General features: G+C 63.2%; 22 protein-coding genes. 17 read left to right on the top strand and 5 right to left on the bottom strand.

Translation table 11 applies throughout. The features are described 5' to 3' along the window. The first annotated feature begins 205 nt into the window (after positions 1 to 205). Together MF4836_RS14835 and MF4836_RS14830 are read left to right on the top strand one after the other, a co-directional pair. A complete protein-coding gene (locus tag MF4836_RS14835) occupies positions 206 to 739 on the top strand; it encodes a gluconokinase (protein ID WP_078470903.1) in 534 nt (177 codons plus the stop codon). A gap of 82 nt (positions 740 to 821) precedes the next feature. Next, positions 822 to 2174 (top strand): GntP family permease, encoded by a 1353-nt coding sequence (locus MF4836_RS14830; RefSeq protein ID WP_020295741.1) that lies wholly within the window; start codon positions 822 to 824, stop codon positions 2172 to 2174. A 90-nt stretch (positions 2175 to 2264) separates the two neighbouring features. On the opposite strand, the gene alaC is transcribed toward MF4836_RS14830, so the two are convergent. Continuing rightward, positions 2265 to 3479 (bottom strand): alanine transaminase, encoded by a 1215-nt coding sequence (gene alaC / locus MF4836_RS14825; RefSeq protein WP_078470902.1) that lies wholly within the window; start codon positions 3477 to 3479, stop codon positions 2265 to 2267. Positions 3480 to 3724: 245 nt separating this feature from the next. Here alaC and MF4836_RS14820 point away from each other — a divergent pair, with 245 nt between their 5' ends. The 3 genes from MF4836_RS14820 to MF4836_RS14810 all read left to right on the top strand — a co-directional run bounded on the left by MF4836_RS14820 (position 3725) and on the right by MF4836_RS14810 (position 5846). Next, entirely contained in the window at positions 3725 to 4387 is a 663-nt protein-coding gene (locus tag MF4836_RS14820) for a LysE family translocator (RefSeq protein ID WP_078470944.1), read from the top strand. Positions 4388 to 4456: 69 nt separating this feature from the next. Next, entirely contained in the window at positions 4457 to 4945 is a 489-nt protein-coding gene (locus MF4836_RS14815) for a GyrI-like domain-containing protein (protein WP_020295738.1), read from the top strand. Positions 4946 to 5348: 403 nt separating this feature from the next. Then, complete coding sequence (locus MF4836_RS14810) at positions 5349 to 5846, top strand: GNAT family N-acetyltransferase (protein WP_078470901.1); 498 nt, start codon at positions 5349 to 5351, stop codon at positions 5844 to 5846. A gap of 10 nt (positions 5847 to 5856) precedes the next feature. Here MF4836_RS14810 and MF4836_RS14805 read toward each other — a convergent pair whose 3' ends face one another. After that, positions 5857 to 6342, bottom strand: a complete 486-nt coding sequence (locus MF4836_RS14805; protein WP_178102945.1) for a GNAT family N-acetyltransferase — start codon at positions 6340 to 6342, stop codon at positions 5857 to 5859. Between the two features lie 139 nt (positions 6343 to 6481). Here MF4836_RS14805 and MF4836_RS14800 point away from each other — a divergent pair, with 139 nt between their 5' ends. From MF4836_RS14800 to MF4836_RS14785, 4 genes are all read left to right on the top strand, one after another. Further along, positions 6482 to 6916, top strand: coding sequence for a YybH family protein (locus MF4836_RS14800; protein ID WP_078470899.1), 435 nt, complete (start codon positions 6482 to 6484; stop codon positions 6914 to 6916). Between the two features lie 68 nt (positions 6917 to 6984). After that, positions 6985 to 7329: a YciI family protein gene (locus MF4836_RS14795; protein ID WP_078470898.1), complete on the top strand. Its 345-nt coding sequence runs from the start codon at positions 6985 to 6987 to the stop codon at positions 7327 to 7329. Between the two features lie 26 nt (positions 7330 to 7355). Further along, positions 7356 to 7847: an SRPBCC family protein gene (locus tag MF4836_RS14790; protein ID WP_078470897.1), complete on the top strand. Its 492-nt coding sequence runs from the start codon at positions 7356 to 7358 to the stop codon at positions 7845 to 7847. Further along, complete coding sequence (locus tag MF4836_RS14785) at positions 7847 to 9100, top strand: RNA polymerase sigma factor (RefSeq protein WP_078470896.1); 1254 nt, start codon at positions 7847 to 7849, stop codon at positions 9098 to 9100. Before MF4836_RS14790 ends, MF4836_RS14785 begins: the two co-directional genes overlap by 1 nt. A gap of 35 nt (positions 9101 to 9135) precedes the next feature. On the opposite strand, the gene MF4836_RS14780 is transcribed toward MF4836_RS14785, so the two are convergent. Continuing rightward, a complete protein-coding gene (locus tag MF4836_RS14780) occupies positions 9136 to 9990 on the bottom strand; it encodes a LysR family transcriptional regulator (protein WP_078470895.1) in 855 nt (284 codons plus the stop codon). A gap of 89 nt (positions 9991 to 10079) precedes the next feature. Between MF4836_RS14780 and MF4836_RS14775 the strand changes: the two genes are divergently transcribed. The 5 genes from MF4836_RS14775 (at position 10080) to MF4836_RS14755 (ending at position 14321) form a co-directional block, all read left to right on the top strand. Continuing rightward, positions 10080 to 10514: a multidrug/biocide efflux PACE transporter gene (locus MF4836_RS14775; protein WP_078470894.1), complete on the top strand. Its 435-nt coding sequence runs from the start codon at positions 10080 to 10082 to the stop codon at positions 10512 to 10514. A gap of 307 nt (positions 10515 to 10821) precedes the next feature. After that, entirely contained in the window at positions 10822 to 11430 is a 609-nt protein-coding gene (locus MF4836_RS14770) for a paraquat-inducible protein A (protein ID WP_078470893.1), read from the top strand. Continuing rightward, the gene (locus MF4836_RS14765) at positions 11430 to 12044 is read left to right on the top strand and encodes a paraquat-inducible protein A (protein ID WP_078470892.1); all 615 of its coding nucleotides are present in this window, start codon (positions 11430 to 11432) and stop codon (positions 12042 to 12044) included. The genes MF4836_RS14770 and MF4836_RS14765 overlap by 1 nt, the downstream gene beginning before the upstream one ends. Continuing rightward, complete coding sequence (locus MF4836_RS14760; RefSeq protein ID WP_078470891.1) at positions 12037 to 13719, top strand: PqiB family protein; 1683 nt, start codon at positions 12037 to 12039, stop codon at positions 13717 to 13719. Before MF4836_RS14765 ends, MF4836_RS14760 begins: the two co-directional genes overlap by 8 nt. After that, entirely contained in the window at positions 13716 to 14321 is a 606-nt protein-coding gene (locus MF4836_RS14755; protein WP_078470890.1) for a PqiC family protein, read from the top strand. The genes MF4836_RS14760 and MF4836_RS14755 overlap by 4 nt, the downstream gene beginning before the upstream one ends. A 5-nt stretch (positions 14322 to 14326) precedes the next feature. Here MF4836_RS14755 and MF4836_RS14750 read toward each other — a convergent pair whose 3' ends face one another. Next, positions 14327 to 15244, bottom strand: coding sequence for a LysR family transcriptional regulator (locus tag MF4836_RS14750; RefSeq protein WP_078470889.1), 918 nt, complete (start codon positions 15242 to 15244; stop codon positions 14327 to 14329). A 256-nt stretch (positions 15245 to 15500) separates the two neighbouring features. Between MF4836_RS14750 and MF4836_RS14745 the strand changes: the two genes are divergently transcribed. The 3 genes from MF4836_RS14745 to MF4836_RS14735 all read left to right on the top strand — a co-directional run bounded on the left by MF4836_RS14745 (position 15501) and on the right by MF4836_RS14735 (position 18277). Further along, on the top strand, positions 15501 to 16259 hold the full coding sequence (locus tag MF4836_RS14745) for a 5-oxoprolinase subunit PxpA (protein ID WP_078470888.1): 759 nt from the start codon (positions 15501 to 15503) through the stop codon (positions 16257 to 16259). Between the two features lie 174 nt (positions 16260 to 16433). Then, complete coding sequence (locus MF4836_RS14740) at positions 16434 to 17306, top strand: 5-oxoprolinase subunit B family protein (RefSeq protein WP_078470887.1); 873 nt, start codon at positions 16434 to 16436, stop codon at positions 17304 to 17306. Next, complete coding sequence (locus tag MF4836_RS14735) at positions 17303 to 18277, top strand: biotin-dependent carboxyltransferase family protein (RefSeq protein WP_078470886.1); 975 nt, start codon at positions 17303 to 17305, stop codon at positions 18275 to 18277. Before MF4836_RS14740 ends, MF4836_RS14735 begins: the two co-directional genes overlap by 4 nt. Positions 18278 to 18430: 153 nt before the next feature. Here the strand turns inward: MF4836_RS14735 and MF4836_RS14730 are convergent, their stop codons facing one another. Then, positions 18431 to 20047 carry an inorganic phosphate transporter gene (locus MF4836_RS14730; protein WP_078470885.1) on the bottom strand — a complete coding sequence of 539 codons (1617 nt, stop codon included), beginning with the start codon at positions 20045 to 20047 and terminating at the stop codon, positions 18431 to 18433. Between the last annotated feature and the right edge of the window lie 55 nt (positions 20048 to 20102).

Here is a 20102-nt window from a genome sequence, read left to right as displayed (position 1 = left end):
CCAAACAAAATTCAAGTCACTAAGGTAGCGCTGTCTCGAAACAGCTGCAAATGTGTGAGCGCGGGTTGCCTGACCTGCGCTCTTTGGTTTCGGGGCCTATATACGCGGCAACCCACAAAAATGACAAGAAGGCGTCGGCAGAAACTATTTTTGCACTAGAGTTTCCAAGAGCGAAGGTAGCGCTGTCTGCGTGTTGAGGTGTTACATGAGTCAACCCATCACCGCCCTGGTCATCATGGGCGTTGCCGGCTGCGGCAAGTCCAGTGTCAGTGAGGCCTTGTGCCGGCACAGCGGCGCCACGGCCATTGAAGGCGATACGTTCCACCCGGCCGCCAACATCGCCAAGATGAGCGCCGGCATTCCCCTGGACGACGACGACCGTGCCGGCTGGCTCGACAGCCTGTGCGATGAGTTGCGCCGCGCCCTGGCCGCCGGTCAGATACCGGTGCTGACCTGTTCGGCGCTCAAACGCAAATACCGCGATCGCCTGCGCAGCGCCACGCCGGGCCTGGGGTTTGTATTCCTCGAGCTGACGCCCGAAGTGGCGGCTGACCGGGTATCCCATCGCCCTGGCCACTTCATGCCCTCGACCCTGATCGACAGCCAGTTCGCCACCCTCGAATCGCCGGTAGGCGAGGCCCTGACCCTGGCCCTGGATGCGTCGAACCACAGCGTCGACGAGCTGGCCGATCAAGCCCACCACTGGTGGCTGGAACACGGTTTGAAACTTGCGGTATGAATTCGATCTCAATAGATAGCGCTGTCCTGATGGCTGGCGAATTACCCGCTTTAATAACAACAACAATCAGGAGACACCCCTAATGTTTGGCATGTCCCACGAGACGTTCCTGCTGCTCGATGCAGTGGTCACGGTGATCGGGCTTATCGTCCTGATTACCCAGTTCAAGCTGCACCCGTTCATTGCCCTGATCATCGCCTCGGCCTTTCTCGGCCTGACCTCCGGCATGCCCATCGGCACCATCATCAAGGCGTTTCAGGACGGCTTCGGTGGCGTGCTCGGGTTTGTCGGCATCATCCTTGCCCTGGGCACCATGCTCGGCAAAATGATGGCCGAATCGGGCGGGGCGGATCAGATCGCCCAGACCCTGATCCGGGCGTTCGGCAAGGACAAGGTGCAGTGGGCCATGATGTTCGCCGCGTTCCTGGTGGGCATCCCGCTGTTCTTTGAAATCGGTTTTGTGCTGCTGATTCCCCTGGTGTTTATCGTGGCCCGGCGCACCGGTGTATCGATCATCAAGATCGGCATCCCGCTGCTGGCCGGCCTGTCCGCGGTGCACGGCCTGGTGCCGCCGCACCCTGGCCCGTTGCTGGCGATCGGGGTGTTTGGTGCCGACATCGGTAAAACCATTCTCTACGGCCTGATCGTGGCGTTGCCGACGGCGATCATTGCCGGTCCGATCTACGGCACCTTTATTGCCAAGTACATTCCGGGCCACGCCAACCAGGAACTGGTCGACCAACTGGCCCGCGAGCCGGATTCGGCCGAGCTGCCGAGCTTCGCCATCACCCTGGTGACCGTGCTGTTGCCGGTGTTCCTGATGCTGCTGAAAACCTTCGCCGACGTCGCCCTGCCGGATGGCAACTTCTTCCGTACCTGGATGGACATGATCGGTCACCCGATCTCGGCGCTGCTGCTGGCCTTGCTCCTGTCGCTGTACACCTTTGGTGCGCGCCAGGGCATCGATTCCAAGCGCATTCTCAAGTTGCTGGATGCGAGCCTTGCACCCACCGCCGCGATCATTTTGATCATCGGTGCCGGTGGCGGCTTCAAGCAGATGCTGGTGACCAGCGGCGTGGGTGATGTGATCGGGCATATGGCGGTCAACGCTCAGATTTCGCCGATCCTCCTGGCCTGGCTGGTGGCCGCGGTGATCCGCATTGCGACCGGTTCGGCGACCGTGGCCACCATTACTGGCGCGGGCATCGTGGTGCCGGTGGTGGGGATGATCCCGGGCGTCAACCGTGAGCTGCTGGTGCTGGCCACCGGTGCCGGTTCGTTGATCCTGTCCCACGTCAATGACGCCGGGTTCTGGTTGGTCAAGCAGTACTTCAACATGACCGTGGCCGAAACCTTCAAGACCTGGACCGCGATGGAAACCATCCTCTCGGTCGTGGGCCTGATCTTTATCCTGCTGCTGTCGCTGGTGGTCTAAACCACACTGGTGGCCACTGCCCCGGGTGGTGGCTGCACCGGCATAAAAAAACCGCATCGCTGCGGTTTTTTTGTGGCTGGGGTTCAGGCCTCAGGTACTTTTACCGACCAGGCCATCGGCGCGGAACATGCCGCGAATACCCCGTACCGCCTGGCGGATACGGTCCTGGTTCTCGATCAGGGCAAAGCGCACATGGTCATCGCCGTATTCGCCGAAACCTACTCCCGGCGAGACACAGACCTTGGCCTCGGCCAGCAGTTTCTTGGCGAATTCCAGGGAGCCCAGGTGGGCATAGGCCTCAGGGATCTTGGCCCAGACATACATCGAGGCTTTCGGGTTTTCGACCATCCAGCCCAGTTCGTGCAGGCCCTTGACCAGTACATTGCGCCGCTGCCGATACTGCTCGGCAATGTCCTTGACGCACTGTTGATCGCCTTCCAACGCGGCAATCGCCGCCACCTGCAACGGGGTGAAGGTGCCGTAGTCGTGGTAGCTCTTGATCCGCGCCAGGGCGTTGACCAGCTCCGGGTTGCCGACCATGAAACCGATACGCCAGCCGGCCATGTTGTAGCTCTTGGACAGGGTGAAAAACTCCACCGCGATGTCCTTGGCCCCCGGCACCTGCATGATCGACGGGGCTTTCCAGCCGTCGTAGACAATGTCGGCGTAGGCCAGGTCATGCACCACCAGTACGTCGTACTGCTTGGCGAGGGCGATCACCCGCTCGAAAAAGTCGAGCTCCACGCACTGCGCGGTGGGGTTGGACGGAAAGCCCAGGATCATCATTTTCGGCTTGGGGATGGAGCCGCGAATCGCCCGCTCCAGCTCGGCGAAAAAGTCCACCCCCGGAATCAGCGGCACCGAACGCACCTGGGCCCCGGCAATCACCGCGCCGTAGATATGGATCGGGTAGCTCGGGTTGGGCACCAGGACCGTGTCGCCCTGGTCCAGGGTCGCCAGCATCAGGTGCGCCAGGCCTTCCTTGGAACCGATGGTGACGATGGCTTCTTCTTCGGGGTCGATATCGACCTCGTAGCGATCCTTGTACCAGCGGGAAATCGCCCGGCGCAGGCGTGGAATGCCGCGGGACGTGGAGTAGCCGTGGGTGTCTTCGCGCTGGGCGACGGTGACCAGTTTTTCCACGATATGCGGCGGCGTGGGGCCATCGGGGTTACCCATGCTCAAGTCGATGATGTCTTCGCCGCGCCGACGCGCAGCCATCTTCAGCTCGGCAGTGATATTGAAAACATAGGGGGGGAGTCGATCTATGCGCGCAAAGCGGCGCGGCGAACCTTGGTCGGCCATTGTTGCCTCGAAATACGTAAGCGCCCGGAACCGTCCGAGCGACGTTGGCCACTGCGGTGGCCTGCGGCGCTGACGATAAGGGCGTGGCTGGCTGTTTGTCCAGAGGGCGGAGATTATTTTTACGGCGGCGGTCGGGGCATTTGTGAGGCGCGGTGGTTTGCCGCTATAACGTGCACGCTTTTTGCCTTAGCAAGTGGCGCCCCATGATGGGGCCCTGTGTGCAACTGCCTTGAACGGGATGAATGATGGAGTTTACCAGCGGCTTTCTGCTGAGCCTTTCGCTGTGCCTGGACATCGGCGTGGCCAATATCGCGATGATTACCCTGGCCATGCAGCGCGGCTATTTTCAAGGTTTCTGCCTGGGCCTGGGGACCTGTGTCGGCGACCTGATCTATGCCGTACTGGCCCTGGCCGGGATGACCGTGCTGTTGCAGTACGAGAGCGTGCGCTGGGTATTGTGGGTCGGGGGCTCGGCGCTGCTGGTGTACTTCGCGGCGAAAATGATCTATTCGGCGATCCACCACAGTTCGGTGCTGGCGCAGGCGAGTGAGGGGAACAACGGCTCGCCGCGCAAGGAGTTCTTTCGCGGAATCTTCCTGGCCATGTCATCCCCCAGCGCGATCCTCTGGTTCGCCGCGGTGGGCGGCACCCTGATTGCCCGATCCGGGGGCGGCGGCATCGCCAGTTCCGGGTTGTTCCTGGCCGGGTTCTTCTGCGCCGGGCTGGTCTGGACCATGAGCTTGTGCCTGGCGGCGACCCAGGGAGGCAAGTTGCTCGGCGACAAACTTCTGCGTTACTCCTATCTGGCATCTGCGGCGATCTTCTGCTATTTCGCGGTCTACGTGATCCTATCCGGTTACCAGGAGTTTATCGGCGGCGGCGCCCTGGCAGAACTTCCAGCACTCTGACGAAGCAATTCGGGTTTGGCCTCTATACTTGCAGCCGAACCCGTTTCTTACCGGCAGGAGTGGCTTTTCATGGATGAGCAAAAACAGGGCATTGCCTCGCAACCGCGCTTCGAAAGAGGGCGGTTTCTGCTGCTTGCCGGTTTGGGCGGACGTTACGACCAGGCCAGCGCCGCAACTATTCCCCAGCTCTGGGAGCAATTTGCGCCCCATATCGGCCAGGTGCCGGGCCAGGTGGATGACGTGACCTACGGCATTTGCTGCAACGCCGATGGCCAGGGTGCTTTCGACTACGTGGCAGGTGTCGAGATCAGCAAGCTCGACGACTTGCCCGAGCGATATCGCTGGGTTGAAGTGCAGCCGCAGCACTATGCGGTATTCGAGCATCAGGGGCCGTTGCAGTCCTTGCCCCAGACCTTTCACTACATCTGGAAAACCTGGCTGCCGCAGTCCGGGCGCGAGGCGGCGGATGCGCCGGAGTTCGAGCGTTACAGCGCCGACTTCAACCCGGCCACCGGTGACGGTGTGCTGGAAATCTGGCTGCCGCTCAAGGCCGACTGAGGCGTTTTCGAAGGCGCCCTGACGAGTGCTGCAACGGGCAGCGGCCAGGGGCGCTCAGCGCTGTTTTTTATCCCGTCGTTCATGCAGGAAGTCGATGTACAGCGTGATGAAACCGAAGGTGCTGATGCCAAACAACAGAAGCAGGCCGATTTGGGTGTTGCTCATGGACAGGGCTCCGATAGAGGAGGCGGGCGCCCAGCCAGTTAAAGGCCGAGAGCACGCCGGGCACAGATAAATAGCCCCGTCGCCGTGCCTTGGCCAGGGTGTATATGGAGGTTTTACGGCCTGGCGAAGGATCCATATGCAACTGATACGTTTTTGTCCGGCAGGCAGTTGGCAACGCCCCGGCGTTGGTAGAATCCGCGCCTGCCCCTTCACCCGCCCGAGGTCCCCGTTGCCCGCCATGAATGCTTCCAGTCTTGAAATTCGCCAGGTCCTGCCCGCCGACCTGGACCGTTGTTTCGCCATCGAAACCCTGGCCTATGAGGGCGACGAAGCCGCCACCCGGGAAAAGATCGCAACCCGTATCGCCACCTGGCCCACCGGCTTTATCGTTGCTGAAGTGGACGGGGTGATCGCCGGCTTTATCAACTCCGGTGCGGCCTTTGAGGTGGAAATGGCCGATGAGGCGTTCAAGGAACTGATCGGCCACGACCCGGCCGGGCCCCATGTGGTGATCATGTCAGTGGTGGTGCACCCGGACTACCAGGGCCAGGGCGTGGCGCGGCAACTGCTGCAGGCGTTTATCGGCAACATGCGCGAACTGGGCAAGGCCAGCATCCACCTGATGTGCAAGGAGCGGCATGTGCCGTTGTACCAGCGCTTCGGCTTTGTCTACTGCAAAGCCTCGGCGTCGGACCACGGCGGCATGGCCTGGCACGAAATGGTGCTTGAGCTGTAGGCCTGCGGCCTTAGAAGTTCAGGGTCATCCTGCGTTCGTAGCCGATGCGGCCCTTGTAGGCCTCGCCGCTGTCGACCCAGCCCTGTTTCAGGTAGAGCTTGAGCGCGGCCTGGTTATCGGCATCCACCGACAGCATCAAGCCCTTGAGTTCCGGCCAGGCCAGGCGCGCCGCCTCGGGCAACGCTTGCAGACAGGCCTGGCCGTAACCCCGGCCCTGGACCCGATGGTCGACTTGCAGGGCATGCAGGGTGGCGGTGCCAGCACTGGCCCAGTGCGGCAGGAATGGCCCGTGCTTGAGCAGCAGAAAGGCCACCGGCCGTTCATCGGCGAGCAGGGCGAAGCCCTTGATGCCCGGCTCCGGCGCCTTGAGCAGGGTATGCAGGGCGGTGTAGATGTCGCCGGAAAAAGCCTTTTGTTCCGGGTGTACTTCAAGTCCGTCGAGTAGCTCGCGCTGGGTGGCGTCGAGCTGTTCGTAAGGCACCAGTCGGGTAGTCAAGGCACTGTCCATGTTGTTTTTGGAGGGGCGTCGATTTTAGCGATTTGCGGTGCGTGCGCATTTTTTTTCTTGGGCATGTCGATTGGCGGGGCGCGCAGACGACTAAGGGTGTCTTCACTCAATGGCAAGGAGTACCCCCATGAGCATGCACCCCAGTGAAACCCAGATCCGCAGCCTGATCGACGCCTGGCGCCAGGCGGTGATGGCCAAGGATATCGAGCGCATCGTCAGTTACTACGCCGATGACATCACCGCCTTCGACGCGGTGGGCGCCCTGCAATTCAAGGGCAAGCAGGCCTACCGCGATCATTGGCAGGCGTGCATGGAGTTCTGCCCCGGGCCGGGGATTTTCGATTTCGAGCAATTGCAGATCGTGGCCGCCGACGACATCGCCTTCGCCCACTGGCTGGCCCATTGCGGCGGTACTGATGAGCAGGGGCAGACCAAGGCCTGCTGGATGCGGGTCAGTGCCGGTTACCAGCGTATCGACGGACAGTGGCGGGTGCGGCATGAGCACTGGTCGGCACCGTTCGACATGCAAAGCGGCAGCACCCAGTTCGACCTGCAACCCTGATCGTCGGGTTTTTCGGCAAAGCGCCCAACAGCGGCCATAGTTGATCAGCCCGATCATGGAGAGCCCCCATGAAATACCTATGCCTGGTCTACAGCGACGAACAGTTGCTGCACAGCTTGCCCGACAGCCCGGCGGACACCGAATGCATGGCTTACGCCGAAGCGGTGCAGGGCAGTGGCCGCATGCTCGCCGCCGAGGCGCTGGCGTCGGTGCAGAGCGCAACCACGGTGCGCATGCGCGCCGGCAAGCTGTCGATCACCGATGGCCCATTCGCTGAAACCAAGGAGCAACTGGCCGGTTTCTACCTGATCGAGGCCCGTGACCTGAACGAAGCCCTCCAGGTCGCCGGGCATATTCCGGCGGCGCGGGTCGGCAGCGTCGAGGTGCGCCCGGTACGTCAATTGAATCCCTGATAACAACCATAAACAGGAGTTTGACCATGACTCATGCGCAAGCAGGCCACGCGCCTGCCCAGTACCAACTGTCCATCAGCCGCCTGATCGATGCGCCTCGGCGCAAGGTGTTTCGTGCCTGGACCGAGCCAGCCCTGCTCGCTCAATGGTGGGGCCCCCATGGCATGACCACGCCCGAATGCGAGATGGACCTGTGGGTCGGTGGCCAGTTTCGCACCCTGATGCGTGCGCCGGACGGCCAGGAATACCCGACCATGGGGGTGTTCCTGGAGATCGTCGCGCCGCGCCGGCTGGTGTTTACCGACGCCTTTGTCCCGGGCTGGATCCCCTCGGCCAAGCCCTTCATGACCGCCGAAGTGACCTTCGACGAAGTCGATGGCAAGACCCTCTACACCGCGCGCGCCATGCGCTGGAGCGAAGCCGATCAAAAGGCCCATGAGGCAATGGGTTTTCATGAAGGCTGGGGCCAGAGCCTGGATCGATTGGTCACCCTGGTCACCCAAGGCATGCCGGACTGATGCCCAGGCACGCGGGGCAGGCCGTCCCGGCACTGGTCGAGACGGTCTACCGCGAGCAGTCGCGGCGCATCCTGGCGACCCTGATACGCCTGCTGGGGGATTTCGACCTGGCTGAAGAGGCCATGCACGAGGCGTTTTTTATCGCGGTCGAACGTTGGCAGCGCGATGGCGTGCCGGATAACCCCCGGGCCTGGCTGGTTTCGGTCGGGCGCTTCAAGGCGATTGACGGCCTGCGCCGGCGCGCGCGGTTTGCTGCGTCCCAGGCGGCGCTGGCCAGGCAGTTGGAACAGTTGGAGCAGACCGAGTGGAGCGAGGACGATGTGGAAGATGATCGCCTGCGGCTGATCTTCACCTGCTGCCACCCGGCCCTGGCGGCGGATGCGCAAGTGCCGTTGACCCTGCGCGAGATCTGCGACCTGAGTACCGAACAGATTGCCCGGGCCTTTCTCACGGCCCCGGCGACCATTGCCCAGCGCATTGTGCGGGCCAAGGCCAAGATCCGTGAGGCGAAAATTCCTTATCAGGTACCGTCCCTGGGTGAGCTGCCGGAGCGCCTGGACAGCGTGCTGCGGGTGATTTATCTGGTATTCAACGAGGGTTATTCGGCGTCCGTCGGCACTGAGCTGACCCGTGACGAGCTGACCCGCGAGGCCATTCGCCTGGGGCGGCTGTTGCTGGAACTGCTGCCGGAACCGGAAGTCATGGGCCTGCTGGCGCTGATGCTGCTGCATGAGTCGCGACGCCCGGCGCGGGTTTCCGTGACTGGCGAGCTGGTGCTGCTGGATGAGCAGGATCGGCGGCTGTGGAACGCCGAACTGATCGTCGAAGGCTGCGCCCTGGTCGAGCGGGCGCTGGGCACCCGGCGCTTCGGGGTTTACTGCCTGCAGGCGGCGATTGCAGCCGTGCATGCCGAGGCGCCGACGGCGGGGCAGACCGACTGGGCGCAGATTGTCGGCCTGTATGACGTGCTGTTGCGGGCGCTGCCATCGCCGGTGATCGAACTCAACCGCGCCGTGGCCCTCGCTCAGCGCGACGGTCCGCAGGCGGGTTTGGAGCAGGTCGAGGCGCTGCTGGCCCGTGGCGAATTGCAGGATTACCACCTGGCGCACTCGGCCCGGGCCGAATTCTGCCGCCAGCTGGGCCACGACGAACAGGCCCGCGAAGCGTACCTGCGGGCCCTGCAACTGACCCGCCAAGACCCCGAACGCCGCTTTCTCGAACGCCGCCTCGCTGCCCTGCCGCCGTCCTTGTAGCCGAGCCTGGCGGCAGCGGCTACAGGCTGGCTCCCTTACTCAAGCATCTGCCCCAGCAGCCAACTGCCTGCCGGGCCGGGCGGATGCAGGCGTGACCAGAGAGCATCCACTGCCACTTGGCGCGGCCAGCCGCGGGCGTCGAGTTCATGCAGGCTGCCCGCACCGAAGCGCTCTACCAGCCAGCGTGGCAAGGGCGCCCAGCCGAAACCTCCCTGGGCCATTTCCAGCAGCATCAGGTAGCTGGGGGCCGACCAGACGCGGCCCCGGGCACGGCTTTCGTAAGGGTTGATCACCGTCGCCAGGCGCAGTTCGCGATGCTGTTGCAAGGTCTCCTTGTCGACTTTGGCGAGGCTCGCCAGGGGATGTTGCGGCGACACAAACAGAGCGATTTCGGTGCGTTCATCGACGGTGGCCCAATCCAGGTCCGTGGGGTAGCTGGGCTGCATTTCGGCGAAGGCGATCTGTGCCCGCCCGCGTTGCACCAGTTCCACCAGGTCCTCGCATTCGGCGATCAGGCATTCCAGTTCAAGGTCCGGATAGCGTTGTTCGAACGCCTGCAGGGAAGCCTCGAAGCGGTCCGATTGATAGGTGTCGGACAGCGCCACCGTCAGCTTGGCCTCGACGCCCCGGGACAACTGGCTGGCGGCCATTTCCAGGCGACTGGTGGCCGCCAGGATCTCTTCGGCGCGCTGCAGCAGTACATGCCCGGCGGGAGTCAGCCCGGGCTTGCGACTGCTGCGGTCGAACAACTGCACATCCAGATCGATCTCCAGGCTGGCGACAGCGGCGCTGATGGTCGACTGGCTCTTGCCCAGCTTGCGCGCAGCGGCGGAAAACGAGCCTTGGGTGGCCGCCTGGACAAACGCCAGCAGCACTTCATGTGAAGCCATGAACTATCGCCTTGATCGATGGTTATTGGTTATGAAGTATCGGTATCTGATTGAATCATGGCAACCACATTCACCCCTGGAGCCGGACCATGAGCCCCCAGAAATCCCTGAAAGAACGCGTTGCCCAGGCCGTTGGCTTCGAAGTGCTGGCGATGCTGATCTGTACGCCATTGCTGGCCTGGTTGATGGACAAGCCCCTGGTGAACATGGGCGCGGTCACCCTGGGCATTGCCCTGATTGCACTGGCCTGGAACGTGGTGTTCAACAGCGTGTTCGATCGCCTGCTCAAGCGCCTGGCGCTGAGCCACAGCCCCTGGACCCGGGTCTTGCACGCCCTGTTGTTCGAAGGCGGGCTGGTGGCGGTCAGTGTGCCGCTGATTGCCTGGTGGTTGCAGGTCAGCCTGTGGCAGGCCTTGCTGCTGGATATCGGCGTGCTGCTGTTTTTCCTGCCGTACACCTACCTGTATCACTGGCTGTACGACCTGGCGCGGGAGCGCCTGATGCGCCTGCGAATGGCGAACTAATGTCACGGGCCTGGGTCATAGAGTCCGCTGCCGAGAGTCGATGGCCCAGCGGCGCGGCGCCTCAGTCAGTGTCAACAGAAGCGGCGTTGCTTTAAACAGCAACCCGCGCTTGAGTTGGCTATGCTGCATTGCAGCCTGCAACAGCCCGATGCAGAGCCCTGATAGCGACCTTCAGGGTGACGCTCGAAGCGCACTCGGTCTTGGGGCTGCAGGCCTGGAGCCTGGAACCGGCCAGGGTGATGATTGATAGAAACGATGTGCCGGTTCATGTAACCGAATCTGCTGTTCCCTCGACTAGCTGAAGGCCATGACCCTTTCTCCATCCTGGATCATCTGCGAGCACTGTGATTCGCTGTATCAATCAGTGCCGCTTGGCAAAGGCCAGACGGCCCAGTGTTCACGCTGCGGCGCAGTGCTCGCCAGGGCCAGCCGCTGGAGCGTGCAACAGCTGTTTGCGCTGTCGATTACCGCTGCCGTGCTGTTTGTGTTCGCCAACGCCTTTCCAGTGATCAAGATCAGCCTCGAAGGCCTGAGCAACGAAGCCACCCTCTGGCAATCGGTCGAGGCCCTGGCCTATGGGCGGATCAGTCTGATTGCCGCTGTCACCGGATTGACCATTATCCTTGCCCCCTGCCTGCAGATCGTTCTGCTGTGCTGGTTGCTGGGCTTTGCCAATGTCGGCCGCGCCGCGCCGGGCTTCAAGATGTGCATGCGCACCCTGGAACACCTGCGGCCCTGGAGCATGCTCGAGGTGTGCCTGCTGGGCATCCTGGTGGCCATCGTCAAGCTGGCGGGCATGCTCGATGTGCACCCGGGCCTTGGGCTGTGGGCGCTGTCGATGTTGACGGTGCTGATTATCCTGATTTCCGGCAAAGACATCCGCCGGCTCTGGCACGACCTGGAGGGCCGCTATTGATGAGCGCGCCACCCTATGCCCGCGACCTGCAATTGATGCTCTGCCATACCTGCGGCCAGGTCTGCGCGCAAGACGTCCATCACTGTCCGCGCTGCGATGGCGCCGTGCACAGGCGCAAGCCCAACAGCCTGACGCGCACCTGGGCGTTCCTGCTGGCGAGTCTGATTTTCTATATCCCGGCCAACCTGTTGCCGGTCATGTACACCAGCATGTTCGGCAGCGGCAGTGAAAACACCATCCTCAGCGGCGTCTACGAGTTCTGGAGCCACGGCTCCTGGGACATCGCGCTGCTGATCTTTATCGCCAGCGTGGTCGTGCCCTGCATCAAGTTCTTTGCCCTGGCGACCCTGCTGATCAGTTGCCAGCGGCGCAGCCATTGGGCGATGCGCGAGCGCGCCCGGCTCTATCGGTTTATCGAAGTGATCGGTTACTGGTCGATGCTCGACGTGATCGTGGTCGCGCTGGTGGCCGCGCTGGTGCAGTTCCGCGCCCTGAGCTCGATCGAGCCGCGCATGGGCATTCTGTTTTTTGGTTTGGTTGTGGTGCTGACGATGTTGGCGGCCATGAGTTTCGATCCCCGGCTCATCTGGGATGTAGAGGTGGAAGATGTCTGATGATCCAGGTTCCAAGCAATCGCCTGCCCCAGGCACTCCGGCGGTCAGGACACGGCGCTTCAACGTATCCCTGGTCTGGCTGGTGCCGATTGTCGCGGCCCTGGTCGGGGTGTCGATGATGATCAACAACTCCCTGTCGGCCGGGCCGCAGATTTCCATCAGCTTCCTGACCGCAGAAGGCCTGGAAGCCAACAAGACCCAGGTCAAATACAAGAATGTGGTGATCGGCAAGGTCACCGCCATTGCCCTGAGCGATGACCGCAGCAAGGTCAACGCCACCGTCGAACTGGATCAGTCGGCCCAGCCGTTCACCGCCGATGATTCGATGTTCTGGGTGGTGCGACCCCGTATCGGCGCCAACGGTATCTCCGGGGTCGACACCTTGCTTTCCGGGGCCTTCATCGGCGCCGACGCCGGGCAATCAGGCAAGACCAGCAAACAGTTCGTCGGCCTGGAAACCCCGCCGGCGGTGACCTACGGCCAGCAGGGCAAGCGCTTCACCCTGCGCACCGATGACCTGGGTTCGCTGGACATCGGCTCGCCGGTCTATTACCGGCGGATCCAGGTCGGGCAGGTGATTTCCTATCAACTGGCCAGCGATGGCAAAGGGGTGGATGTGCGGGTGTTCGTCAACTCGCCCAATGACCAGTACGTCACCACCGATTCGCGCTTCTGGAACGCCAGCGGCGTGGACGTGACCCTGGGGGCCAACGGGCTCAAGGTCAACACCGAGTCCCTGTCGTCGATCCTGGCGGGCGGCATTGCCTTTGTTGAACCCAAGTACAGCCCGAACCCGGTGCCTGCCGCCGAAAACGCCACCTACACCCTGTTCGACGACCAGGACACCGCGCTGGCCCCGCCCGATGGCGAGCCGCGCTACATGCGCATGCGTTTTGACCAGCCGTTGCGCGGGCTGGCGATCAATGCACCGGTGGAGTTCCTGGGGGTGAACATCGGCAAAGTGGTGTCGATGAACCTGGATTTCGACGAGCAGAAAAAGGACTTCTGGACCGTGGTCGGCGTGGTGATCTATCCCAATCGCCTGGGCAAGGTTCAGGAAAAGCTGCTCAAGGAATGGGGCGGGGAGGACGAGGCGCGCTCTGCAGAGTTGATCGCCGGCTTCGTCAAGCGCGGCCTGCGGGCCCAGGCGCGCAGCGGCAACCTGCTGACCGGGCAATTGCTGATTTCCCTGGACTTCATGCCCAACGCCAAGCCGGTCGCGTTCGATCAGAATGCCAAGCCGCTGGAGATTCCGACCGTGCCGGGCAGCCTCGACAAGTTGCAGGAGCAAGTGCAGCAAGTGGTCGAGAAAATCAGCAAATTGCCGCTCGATGCCATCGCCAACAACCTGAATTCCAGCCTCGGGGAAATGAACAAGACCCTGAAGCAGGTCAACGGCGAGGTGCTGCCGCAGATGCGCGATACCCTGGTGCAGACCCGGAAAACCCTGGCCACCGCCAACGACAGCTTTTCCGAGGACTCGCCAGAGCGCCTGCGCCTGGGCCAGGCGATGGATGAAGTGCAACGCACTGCGCGTTCGGTACGGGTGTTGACCGACTTCCTCAGCCGCCATCCCGAGTCGTTGATTCGCGGTCGCCTCAAGGACAATCAGCCGGATGCCTACAAATCCACGTCATCCTCTGTTCGTGAACCCGAGCCGGAAGCCCAGCCATGAAAACCCCCATCCTGTTGTTGAGTGCGGTAGTGGGCCTGGCGGCCTGCAGTTCGGCGCCGACCCGTTATTACACGCTGATGTCGCCCGTGGCCGAAGGGGCCGCCGCCGGCGTTGCGGCGCCGGGGTTTCAATTCGAGATGGCGACGGTGCGCATTCCGGCCCAGGTCGACCAGCCACAGTTGGTGGTGCGCCAGGATGGCGGGACCTTGGCGATTCTGGAAACCCAGCGCTGGAGTGCGCCGCTGGTGGATGAGTTTCATGACGCCCTGGCCAGCCAGCTGGAGGTGAGGCTGGGGACACGCAACCTCGAAGGGTTGCCCAAGCAGGCCGGGCGCCCGGTGCTGTCGCTGCAGACGGATGTGCGGCGCTTTGATTCGTTGCCGGGGCGCTATGCCTTGATCGATGTGGTATGGAGCCTGCGCCTGCGCGGCGAGGGCGCACAGGCTCGGAGCCTGACCTGCAGCAGCCAGATCCGCCAGCCGGCCGGTGTCGAACTGGAGGCGCTGGTATTGGCGCACCAGCAGGCCATCGGGCAACTGGCGCAGAGCATTGCCAGTACCGCTCGGCGCTGGGCGCAAGTGCCATCCACCCCTTGCCCCTGAGCTGATCAGCGCCGAGCCGACAACTGCTGCGGTGCCAGAAACGCATCGTGGAAATAATCACGCAATGCCTGCATCGCCGGGGTGAAGTCCCGCTCGCGGTGCCAGGCCAGGCCCACGCTCATGGGCGTGACCGGGTCGGTGACGGTCAGGGTCTCGATGCGCTTGCCCTCCAGTGACCAGGGGCGATGCACCAGATCGGACAGAATCGCCACCCCGCTGCCGTTGGCCACCATGCTGCGCACCGCCTCCACCGAACTGGTGCGCACCCGCACCTTGGGTTGCTGCCGGGCGTGTTCCCAGTAGCGCATGGCACTTTGTTCAGCCTCATCCACGGTGAGCAGGATGTAGGGCTCGCGGGCCACGTCGGCCAGGCTGACCGCCGCCCGCTCGCACAGCGGGTGGTGGCTGGGCAGCCACAGGCGCCGTTCGGAGTTGAACAGAATCTCCGAGACGATAGCCGGGTGGGTCAGGTTGGCGGTCAGCACCACCGCCATGTCGAAGCGGCCTTCCAGCAGACCTTGTTCGATGGCCTGGCGCTCCTGCTCGTGGACCTCGATGGTCACGTCCGGGTGCCAGTGTTCCAGGCGTTGCAGGTGATGGGGCAGGAAATAGCCGATCACCGTGTAGCTTGCCGCCAGGCGCAGCACGCCGCTGGCGCGGTAGTCCGGCAGTGGGCTGTTCAAGGCGTCGTCGACGCTGCGCAGAATCACGTAGGCGCGGTTGAGAAAATGCCGCCCGGCATCGGTCAGGTTCATGCCCTGGGCCGAGCGCACGAACAGCTGCACCGCGAGCATGGCTTCCAGTTCCTTGATCGCCGTGGTCACCGCCGACTGGGAAATATTCAGGTGAATCGCCGCCTGGGAAATCTGCCCGATCTCGGCGGTGGCCACAAAGTAGCGCACCTGACGCAACGTCAAAGACATCAACAACTCCTCAAACCATCCACATTGATCCAATAACCGCCCGTAGCCGCTGCCGAGCCCCGCGAGGCTGCGCTGTGCCGAACAGGCACCGATAAACCCAACGCTCTGCATCGCCCACCGGGGCCAGCACAGCCTGCGGCGGCTACAGTATTATCTGTTTTTCAGAAGATACCCTATCTGATAATAGATCTTCCCAAGGGGTCGGCCCGCAGCCTAATTTTGCCTGCAACCAGTCACGACAGGCGGAGCAACGGTGATGCAGGCAGTGGATTTCAATTCGGACATGGGCGAAAGCTTCGGCCCCTGGACCATCGGCGATGGCGTCGACACCGAGCTGATGGGGTTTATCAGTTCAGCCAATATCGCCACCGGCTTTCATGCCGGCGACCCCGGCACCATGCGCCGCACGGTCGAGACCGCCAAGCGCCTGGGGGTGGCCATTGGCGCTCACCCGGGGTTCCGCGACCTGGTGGGTTTTGGCCGCCGGCACATCCATGCCCCGGCCCAGGAGCTGGTCGATGACATGCTCTACCAACTCGGCGCCCTGCGGGAAATTGCCCGGGCCCAAGGCGTACCGCTGCAACACATCAAGCCCCACGGCGCGCTGTACATGCACCTGGCCCGGGATGAACAGGCCGCGCGGCTGCTGGTGGAAAACCTGCAACGCCTGGAGCCGCAGTTGCTGTTGTACTGCATGCCCGACTCGGTGATCTGGCGCGTAGCCCGCGAGCTGGGGCAACCGGTGATCCGTGAGTTTTACGCCGACCGCGACTACGACCTCAGCGGCTCCATCGTCTTCACCCGCCAGGTGCGCGCGCTGGATCCTGGCGAAGTCGCGGCCAAGGTCTTGCGCGCCTGCCAGAGCGGCCTGGTGCGTACGGTCGAAGGTCAAGACCTGCCCATCGCCTTCGATTCCATCTGCCTGCACAGCGACACCCCCGGCGCCCTGGCCTTGGTCCAGGCCACTCGCCAGGCGCTGGACCAGGCCGGTATCGAGGTGCGCGCGCCGCGCTGATGCCCTGAAACACCGAGTGCGCAGACCTCGGGTTTTGCTCAATACGTTGAATTTTTTTGCCTGCCTTTCTACAAGTATTCCAAGAGGAACAGACATGGCCGAATACAGTGTTACCACCCAGGCCGTACCGGTCCCGGGCCAACCTGCGGTGATTGAGTGCCAGGCAGGTGAGGCATGAGCACAGCGATTCGCTACAGCTTTGGTGCCGATGAGCACCTGTTCGCCGAGGTCAGCGACAGCATGTCCCTGGAGGCGTTTTTCAAGGGCATGGCCGTGACCCGCGCCGTGGAGCGCCTGGCCCTGGATGGGGTGCTGGACATATGCCTGGCCAATGCTTCGTTCCAGATCCGTTTCGACCCCGACCGCATTGCTCCCCAGGCGCTGCTGGAAGCGGTGCGCGGCGCCGAGGCCGGAGCCGTGGCCGAACGCAGCTTGCATACGCGGATCATCGAGATTCCGGTGCTGTACAACGATCCCTGGACCCACGAAACCCTGATGCGTTTTCGTGACCGCCATCAGGACCCGAGCGCCACGGACCTTGAGTACGCCGCGCGGATCAACGGCCTGGCCGACGTCGAGGCGTTTATCGCGGCCCACAGTGGCGCGCCCTGGTTTGTGTCGATGGTCGGCTTTGTCGCCGGCTTGCCGTTCATGTTCCAGATGGTCGAGCGCGAGCGCCAGTTGCAGGTGCCCAAATACCTTCGGCCGCGCACCGATACGCCGAAGCTGACCCTGGGCCACGGCGGCTGTTTCGGCTGCATCTACTCGGTGCGCGGGGCGGGCGGTTATCAGATGTTTGGCGTGACCCCGGCACCGATCTACGACCCCGAGCAAACCCTGGCGTATCTGAAAGAGCACATGGTGTTCTTCCGCCCCGGCGACATCGTCCAGTTCAAAGCCATGAACCGCGAGGCCTACGACCTGGCGGTGGCCGAGGTGGAGGCCGGCCGCTTCGACCTGCGTATCCGGCCGGTGGAGTTTTCACTGGATGCCTTTCTCGCCGACCCGGTCGGCTATCCGAAGTCGTTACAGGAGGCGTTGGCATGATCAAGGTCATCAAACCGGGCCTGGCCACATCGGTGCAGGATCTGGGGCGCGAAGGCTATTACCACCTGGGTATTCCGCCGTCCGGGGCCCTGGATCAATACGCCTTGAGCGCGGCCAACCAACTGGTCGGCAACCCGCCGGGTGCGGCGGCGCTGGAGTGCACGCTGGTCGGGCCGGAGCTGGAGTTTTGCCGCGATGCCCTGGTGGCGGTCTGCGGCGCGCACATGACGCCCAAGCTCGATGGGGTGGACATGCACCTGGACACGGCCTTTGCGGTCAAGGCCGGGCAGGTGTTGCGCTTCGACTTTCCCAAGGCCGGCACCCGCGCTTACCTGGCGGTGGCCGGCGGCATCGATGTGCCGCTGGTATTGGGCAGTCGTTCCACTTACACCCTCGGCGCCCTGGGCGGTTTTCAGGGGCGGCGGTTGGCCGTCGGCGATGAGTTGCCAGTGGGTGTGGACAGCGGCAAGAGCCGGGTCGGTGCGAGTTTGCCCATGGCCTTGCGTCAGTCCCTGGGTGGCGAGGTCACGCTGCGGGTGGTGCCCGGCCTGTATTACGAGCGCTTGAGCGAGGCGGCCAAGGTCAGCTTTTTTGCCGAGCCCTGGACCGTGGGCTCCGAAGCTGACCGTATCGGCTATCGCTTCAAGGGCGGCAGCGCCTTGGGCTTTCAGCCGCGGGAGCAGCCGTTTGGTGCCGGCTCCGATCCGTCGAACATCGTCGACAGCTGTTACCCGATCGGTTCGATCCAGGTGCCTGCGGGGCTCGAGCCGATCGTGTTGCATCGGGATGCGGTGTCCGGTGGCGGCTACGCCATGATCGGCACCGTGATCAGCGCCGACCTCGACCTGATCGGCCAGATGCAACCCAACCAGAAGGCCCGTTTCGTCGCGGTGACCCTCGAACAGGCGCTGGAGGCCCGGCGCTCCTACAAGAAAAAACTGGCTTGCCTGAGCAAGCTGTTTCCCTCCTGAACACCACGGCGGCTACACCCGTAGCCGCTGCCGCAGACTCGGGCCGCGTTCGGACGCTGTCCCTCCTGAACACCGTCTCCCTCCCTGATGCCCCGCATTACCCACTCCAACCCACTTCCAAACGCAGTCCATGCCTGACAACTACACGCCCGCTCAAAACAGTTGGGTAAACAACCAATACAGACTGCCCGACAACAGGATCGCCGCCGGCAGGGTCAGGACCCAGGCCATCAGCAGGTTGCGGATGGTGCGCATCTGCAGCCCGCCGCCGTTGGCGACCATGGTCCCGGCCACGCCCGATGACAGGACATGGGTGGTCGATACCGGCAGGCCGAACATGTCGGCGGCGCCGATGGTCAGCATGGCCACGGTTTCCGCCGAGGCGCCCTGGGCGTAGGTCAGGTGGGTCTTGCCGATCTTTTCACCGACCGTCACCACGATACGTTTCCAGCCGACCATGGTCCCAAGGCCAAGGGCGATGGCCACGGCGATCTTGACCCACAGCGGAATGAAGCGTGTGGCGTTGTCGATCTGTTGCTTGAACAGCTGCAGCTTGTCCTGGGTGTCGGCGTCAAAGTGGCCGACCTTGTTCTTGTCCATCAGGCGAATGGTTTCGCTGGTCAGGTACATGTCGTTGCGCACGTTGCCCATGGCCTCGGCCGGCACTTTGGACAGGGAGCCATAGCCCTTCACTTCGTTGCCGATGTGACCGGCCAGCGCCGCCAGCGCTGGGATCAGCTCAGGCGTGGCCTGCTTGTTGCGCACGTAATCGGAAAGGATCGGCCGCGGATCGGCGGGCGCCGCCTGGGGCGAACCTTTGCTCAGGGCCTGCTGGGTGACTTCGGCCACCGCGGCGAATTGCAGGGCCTGGTCGGCCGGCATGGTGCGGTTCAGCGCGTAGGCCATGGGCAGGGTGCCGACCAGAATCAGCATGATCAGGCCCATGCCTTTCTGGCCGTCGTTGGAGCCGTGGGCGAAGGACACGCCGGTGCAGGTGAGGATCAGCATGCCGCGAATCCACCACGGCGGCGGGGTGTTGCCTTTGGGCGCCTTGTACAGCGCTCGGTTCTTCACGAACAGGCGCAGGGCCAACAGCAGCAGGGCGGCGAACGCGAAGCCGATCAGCGGCGAAAACAGCAGGGCGTACCCGACTTTGGTGGCCTGGCCCCAGTCCACGCCGCTGGTGCCGTCGCGGCCATGCATCAGGGCATTGGCCACGCCGACACCGATGATCGAGCCGATCAGGGTGTGGGACGACGACGCCGGCAACCCCAGCCACCAGGTGCCGAGGTTCCACAGGATGGCGGCAATCAGCAGGGCGAAGATCATGGCGAAACCGGCCGATGAGCCGACTTGCAGAATCAGCTCCACCGGCAGCAGGGCAATGATGCCGAAGGCCACGGCGCCGCTGGACAGCAGCACCCCGAGGAAATTGAAAAAACCCGACCAGACCACGGCGAAATGCGGCGGCAGCGAGTGGGTGTAAATCACCGTCGCCACGGCGTTGGCGGTGTCATGGAAACCGTTGACGAATTCGAAGCCCAGGGCGATCAGCAGCGCCACGCCGAGCAGCAGGAACGGGGTCCAGGTGGTCACGGTGGTGCCCAGTTCGTGCATGTCGTGCATCAGGCTGTAGGCGGTGAACAGCAAGCCCATGGCCAGTACCGCGAAAAACATCACCAGGGTGAAGGGGCTGGCCTTTTTATCCAGCTGGGGCTTGGTTTCGCGGGCGGAAGAGGGGGCGGCGGCAGTCAGGGAAGGGGTGGCCATTGCCGGACAATCCTGTGGAGGGGAGGAGTGGGCTCCATGATCGTTGCCAAATGTT

It is taken from the genome of Pseudomonas sp. MF4836 (assembly GCF_002018875.1).
Classification (GTDB): Bacteria; Pseudomonadota; Gammaproteobacteria; order Pseudomonadales; family Pseudomonadaceae; genus Aquipseudomonas.
Note: the sequence above shows the minus strand (reverse complement) of the source record. Positions and strands in the feature narration are given on the sequence as shown.

Coding starts and splice junctions, on each gene's coding strand:
- MF4836_RS14835 (WP_078470903.1), top strand. CDS start 206: ATGAGTCAACCCATCACCGCCCTGGTCATCATGGGCGTTGCCGGCTGC.
- MF4836_RS14830 (WP_020295741.1), top strand. CDS start 822: ATGTTTGGCATGTCCCACGAGACGTTCCTGCTGCTCGATGCAGTGGTC.
- alaC (WP_078470902.1), bottom strand. CDS start 3,479: ATGGCCGACCAAGGTTCGCCGCGCCGCTTTGCGCGCATAGATCGACTC.
- MF4836_RS14820 (WP_078470944.1), top strand. CDS start 3,725: ATGGAGTTTACCAGCGGCTTTCTGCTGAGCCTTTCGCTGTGCCTGGAC.
- MF4836_RS14815 (WP_020295738.1), top strand. CDS start 4,457: ATGGATGAGCAAAAACAGGGCATTGCCTCGCAACCGCGCTTCGAAAGA.
- MF4836_RS14810 (WP_078470901.1), top strand. CDS start 5,349: ATGAATGCTTCCAGTCTTGAAATTCGCCAGGTCCTGCCCGCCGACCTG.
- MF4836_RS14800 (WP_078470899.1), top strand. CDS start 6,482: ATGAGCATGCACCCCAGTGAAACCCAGATCCGCAGCCTGATCGACGCC.
- MF4836_RS14795 (WP_078470898.1), top strand. CDS start 6,985: ATGAAATACCTATGCCTGGTCTACAGCGACGAACAGTTGCTGCACAGC.
- MF4836_RS14790 (WP_078470897.1), top strand. CDS start 7,356: ATGACTCATGCGCAAGCAGGCCACGCGCCTGCCCAGTACCAACTGTCC.
- MF4836_RS14785 (WP_078470896.1), top strand. CDS start 7,847: ATGCCCAGGCACGCGGGGCAGGCCGTCCCGGCACTGGTCGAGACGGTC.
- MF4836_RS14780 (WP_078470895.1), bottom strand. CDS start 9,990: ATGGCTTCACATGAAGTGCTGCTGGCGTTTGTCCAGGCGGCCACCCAA.
- MF4836_RS14775 (WP_078470894.1), top strand. CDS start 10,080: ATGAGCCCCCAGAAATCCCTGAAAGAACGCGTTGCCCAGGCCGTTGGC.
- MF4836_RS14770 (WP_078470893.1), top strand. CDS start 10,822: ATGACCCTTTCTCCATCCTGGATCATCTGCGAGCACTGTGATTCGCTG.
- MF4836_RS14765 (WP_078470892.1), top strand. CDS start 11,430: ATGAGCGCGCCACCCTATGCCCGCGACCTGCAATTGATGCTCTGCCAT.
- MF4836_RS14760 (WP_078470891.1), top strand. CDS start 12,037: ATGTCTGATGATCCAGGTTCCAAGCAATCGCCTGCCCCAGGCACTCCG.
- MF4836_RS14755 (WP_078470890.1), top strand. CDS start 13,716: ATGAAAACCCCCATCCTGTTGTTGAGTGCGGTAGTGGGCCTGGCGGCC.
- MF4836_RS14750 (WP_078470889.1), bottom strand. CDS start 15,244: ATGTCTTTGACGTTGCGTCAGGTGCGCTACTTTGTGGCCACCGCCGAG.
- MF4836_RS14745 (WP_078470888.1), top strand. CDS start 15,501: ATGCAGGCAGTGGATTTCAATTCGGACATGGGCGAAAGCTTCGGCCCC.
- MF4836_RS14740 (WP_078470887.1), top strand. CDS start 16,434: ATGAGCACAGCGATTCGCTACAGCTTTGGTGCCGATGAGCACCTGTTC.
- MF4836_RS14735 (WP_078470886.1), top strand. CDS start 17,303: ATGATCAAGGTCATCAAACCGGGCCTGGCCACATCGGTGCAGGATCTG.
- MF4836_RS14730 (WP_078470885.1), bottom strand. CDS start 20,047: ATGGCCACCCCTTCCCTGACTGCCGCCGCCCCCTCTTCCGCCCGCGAA.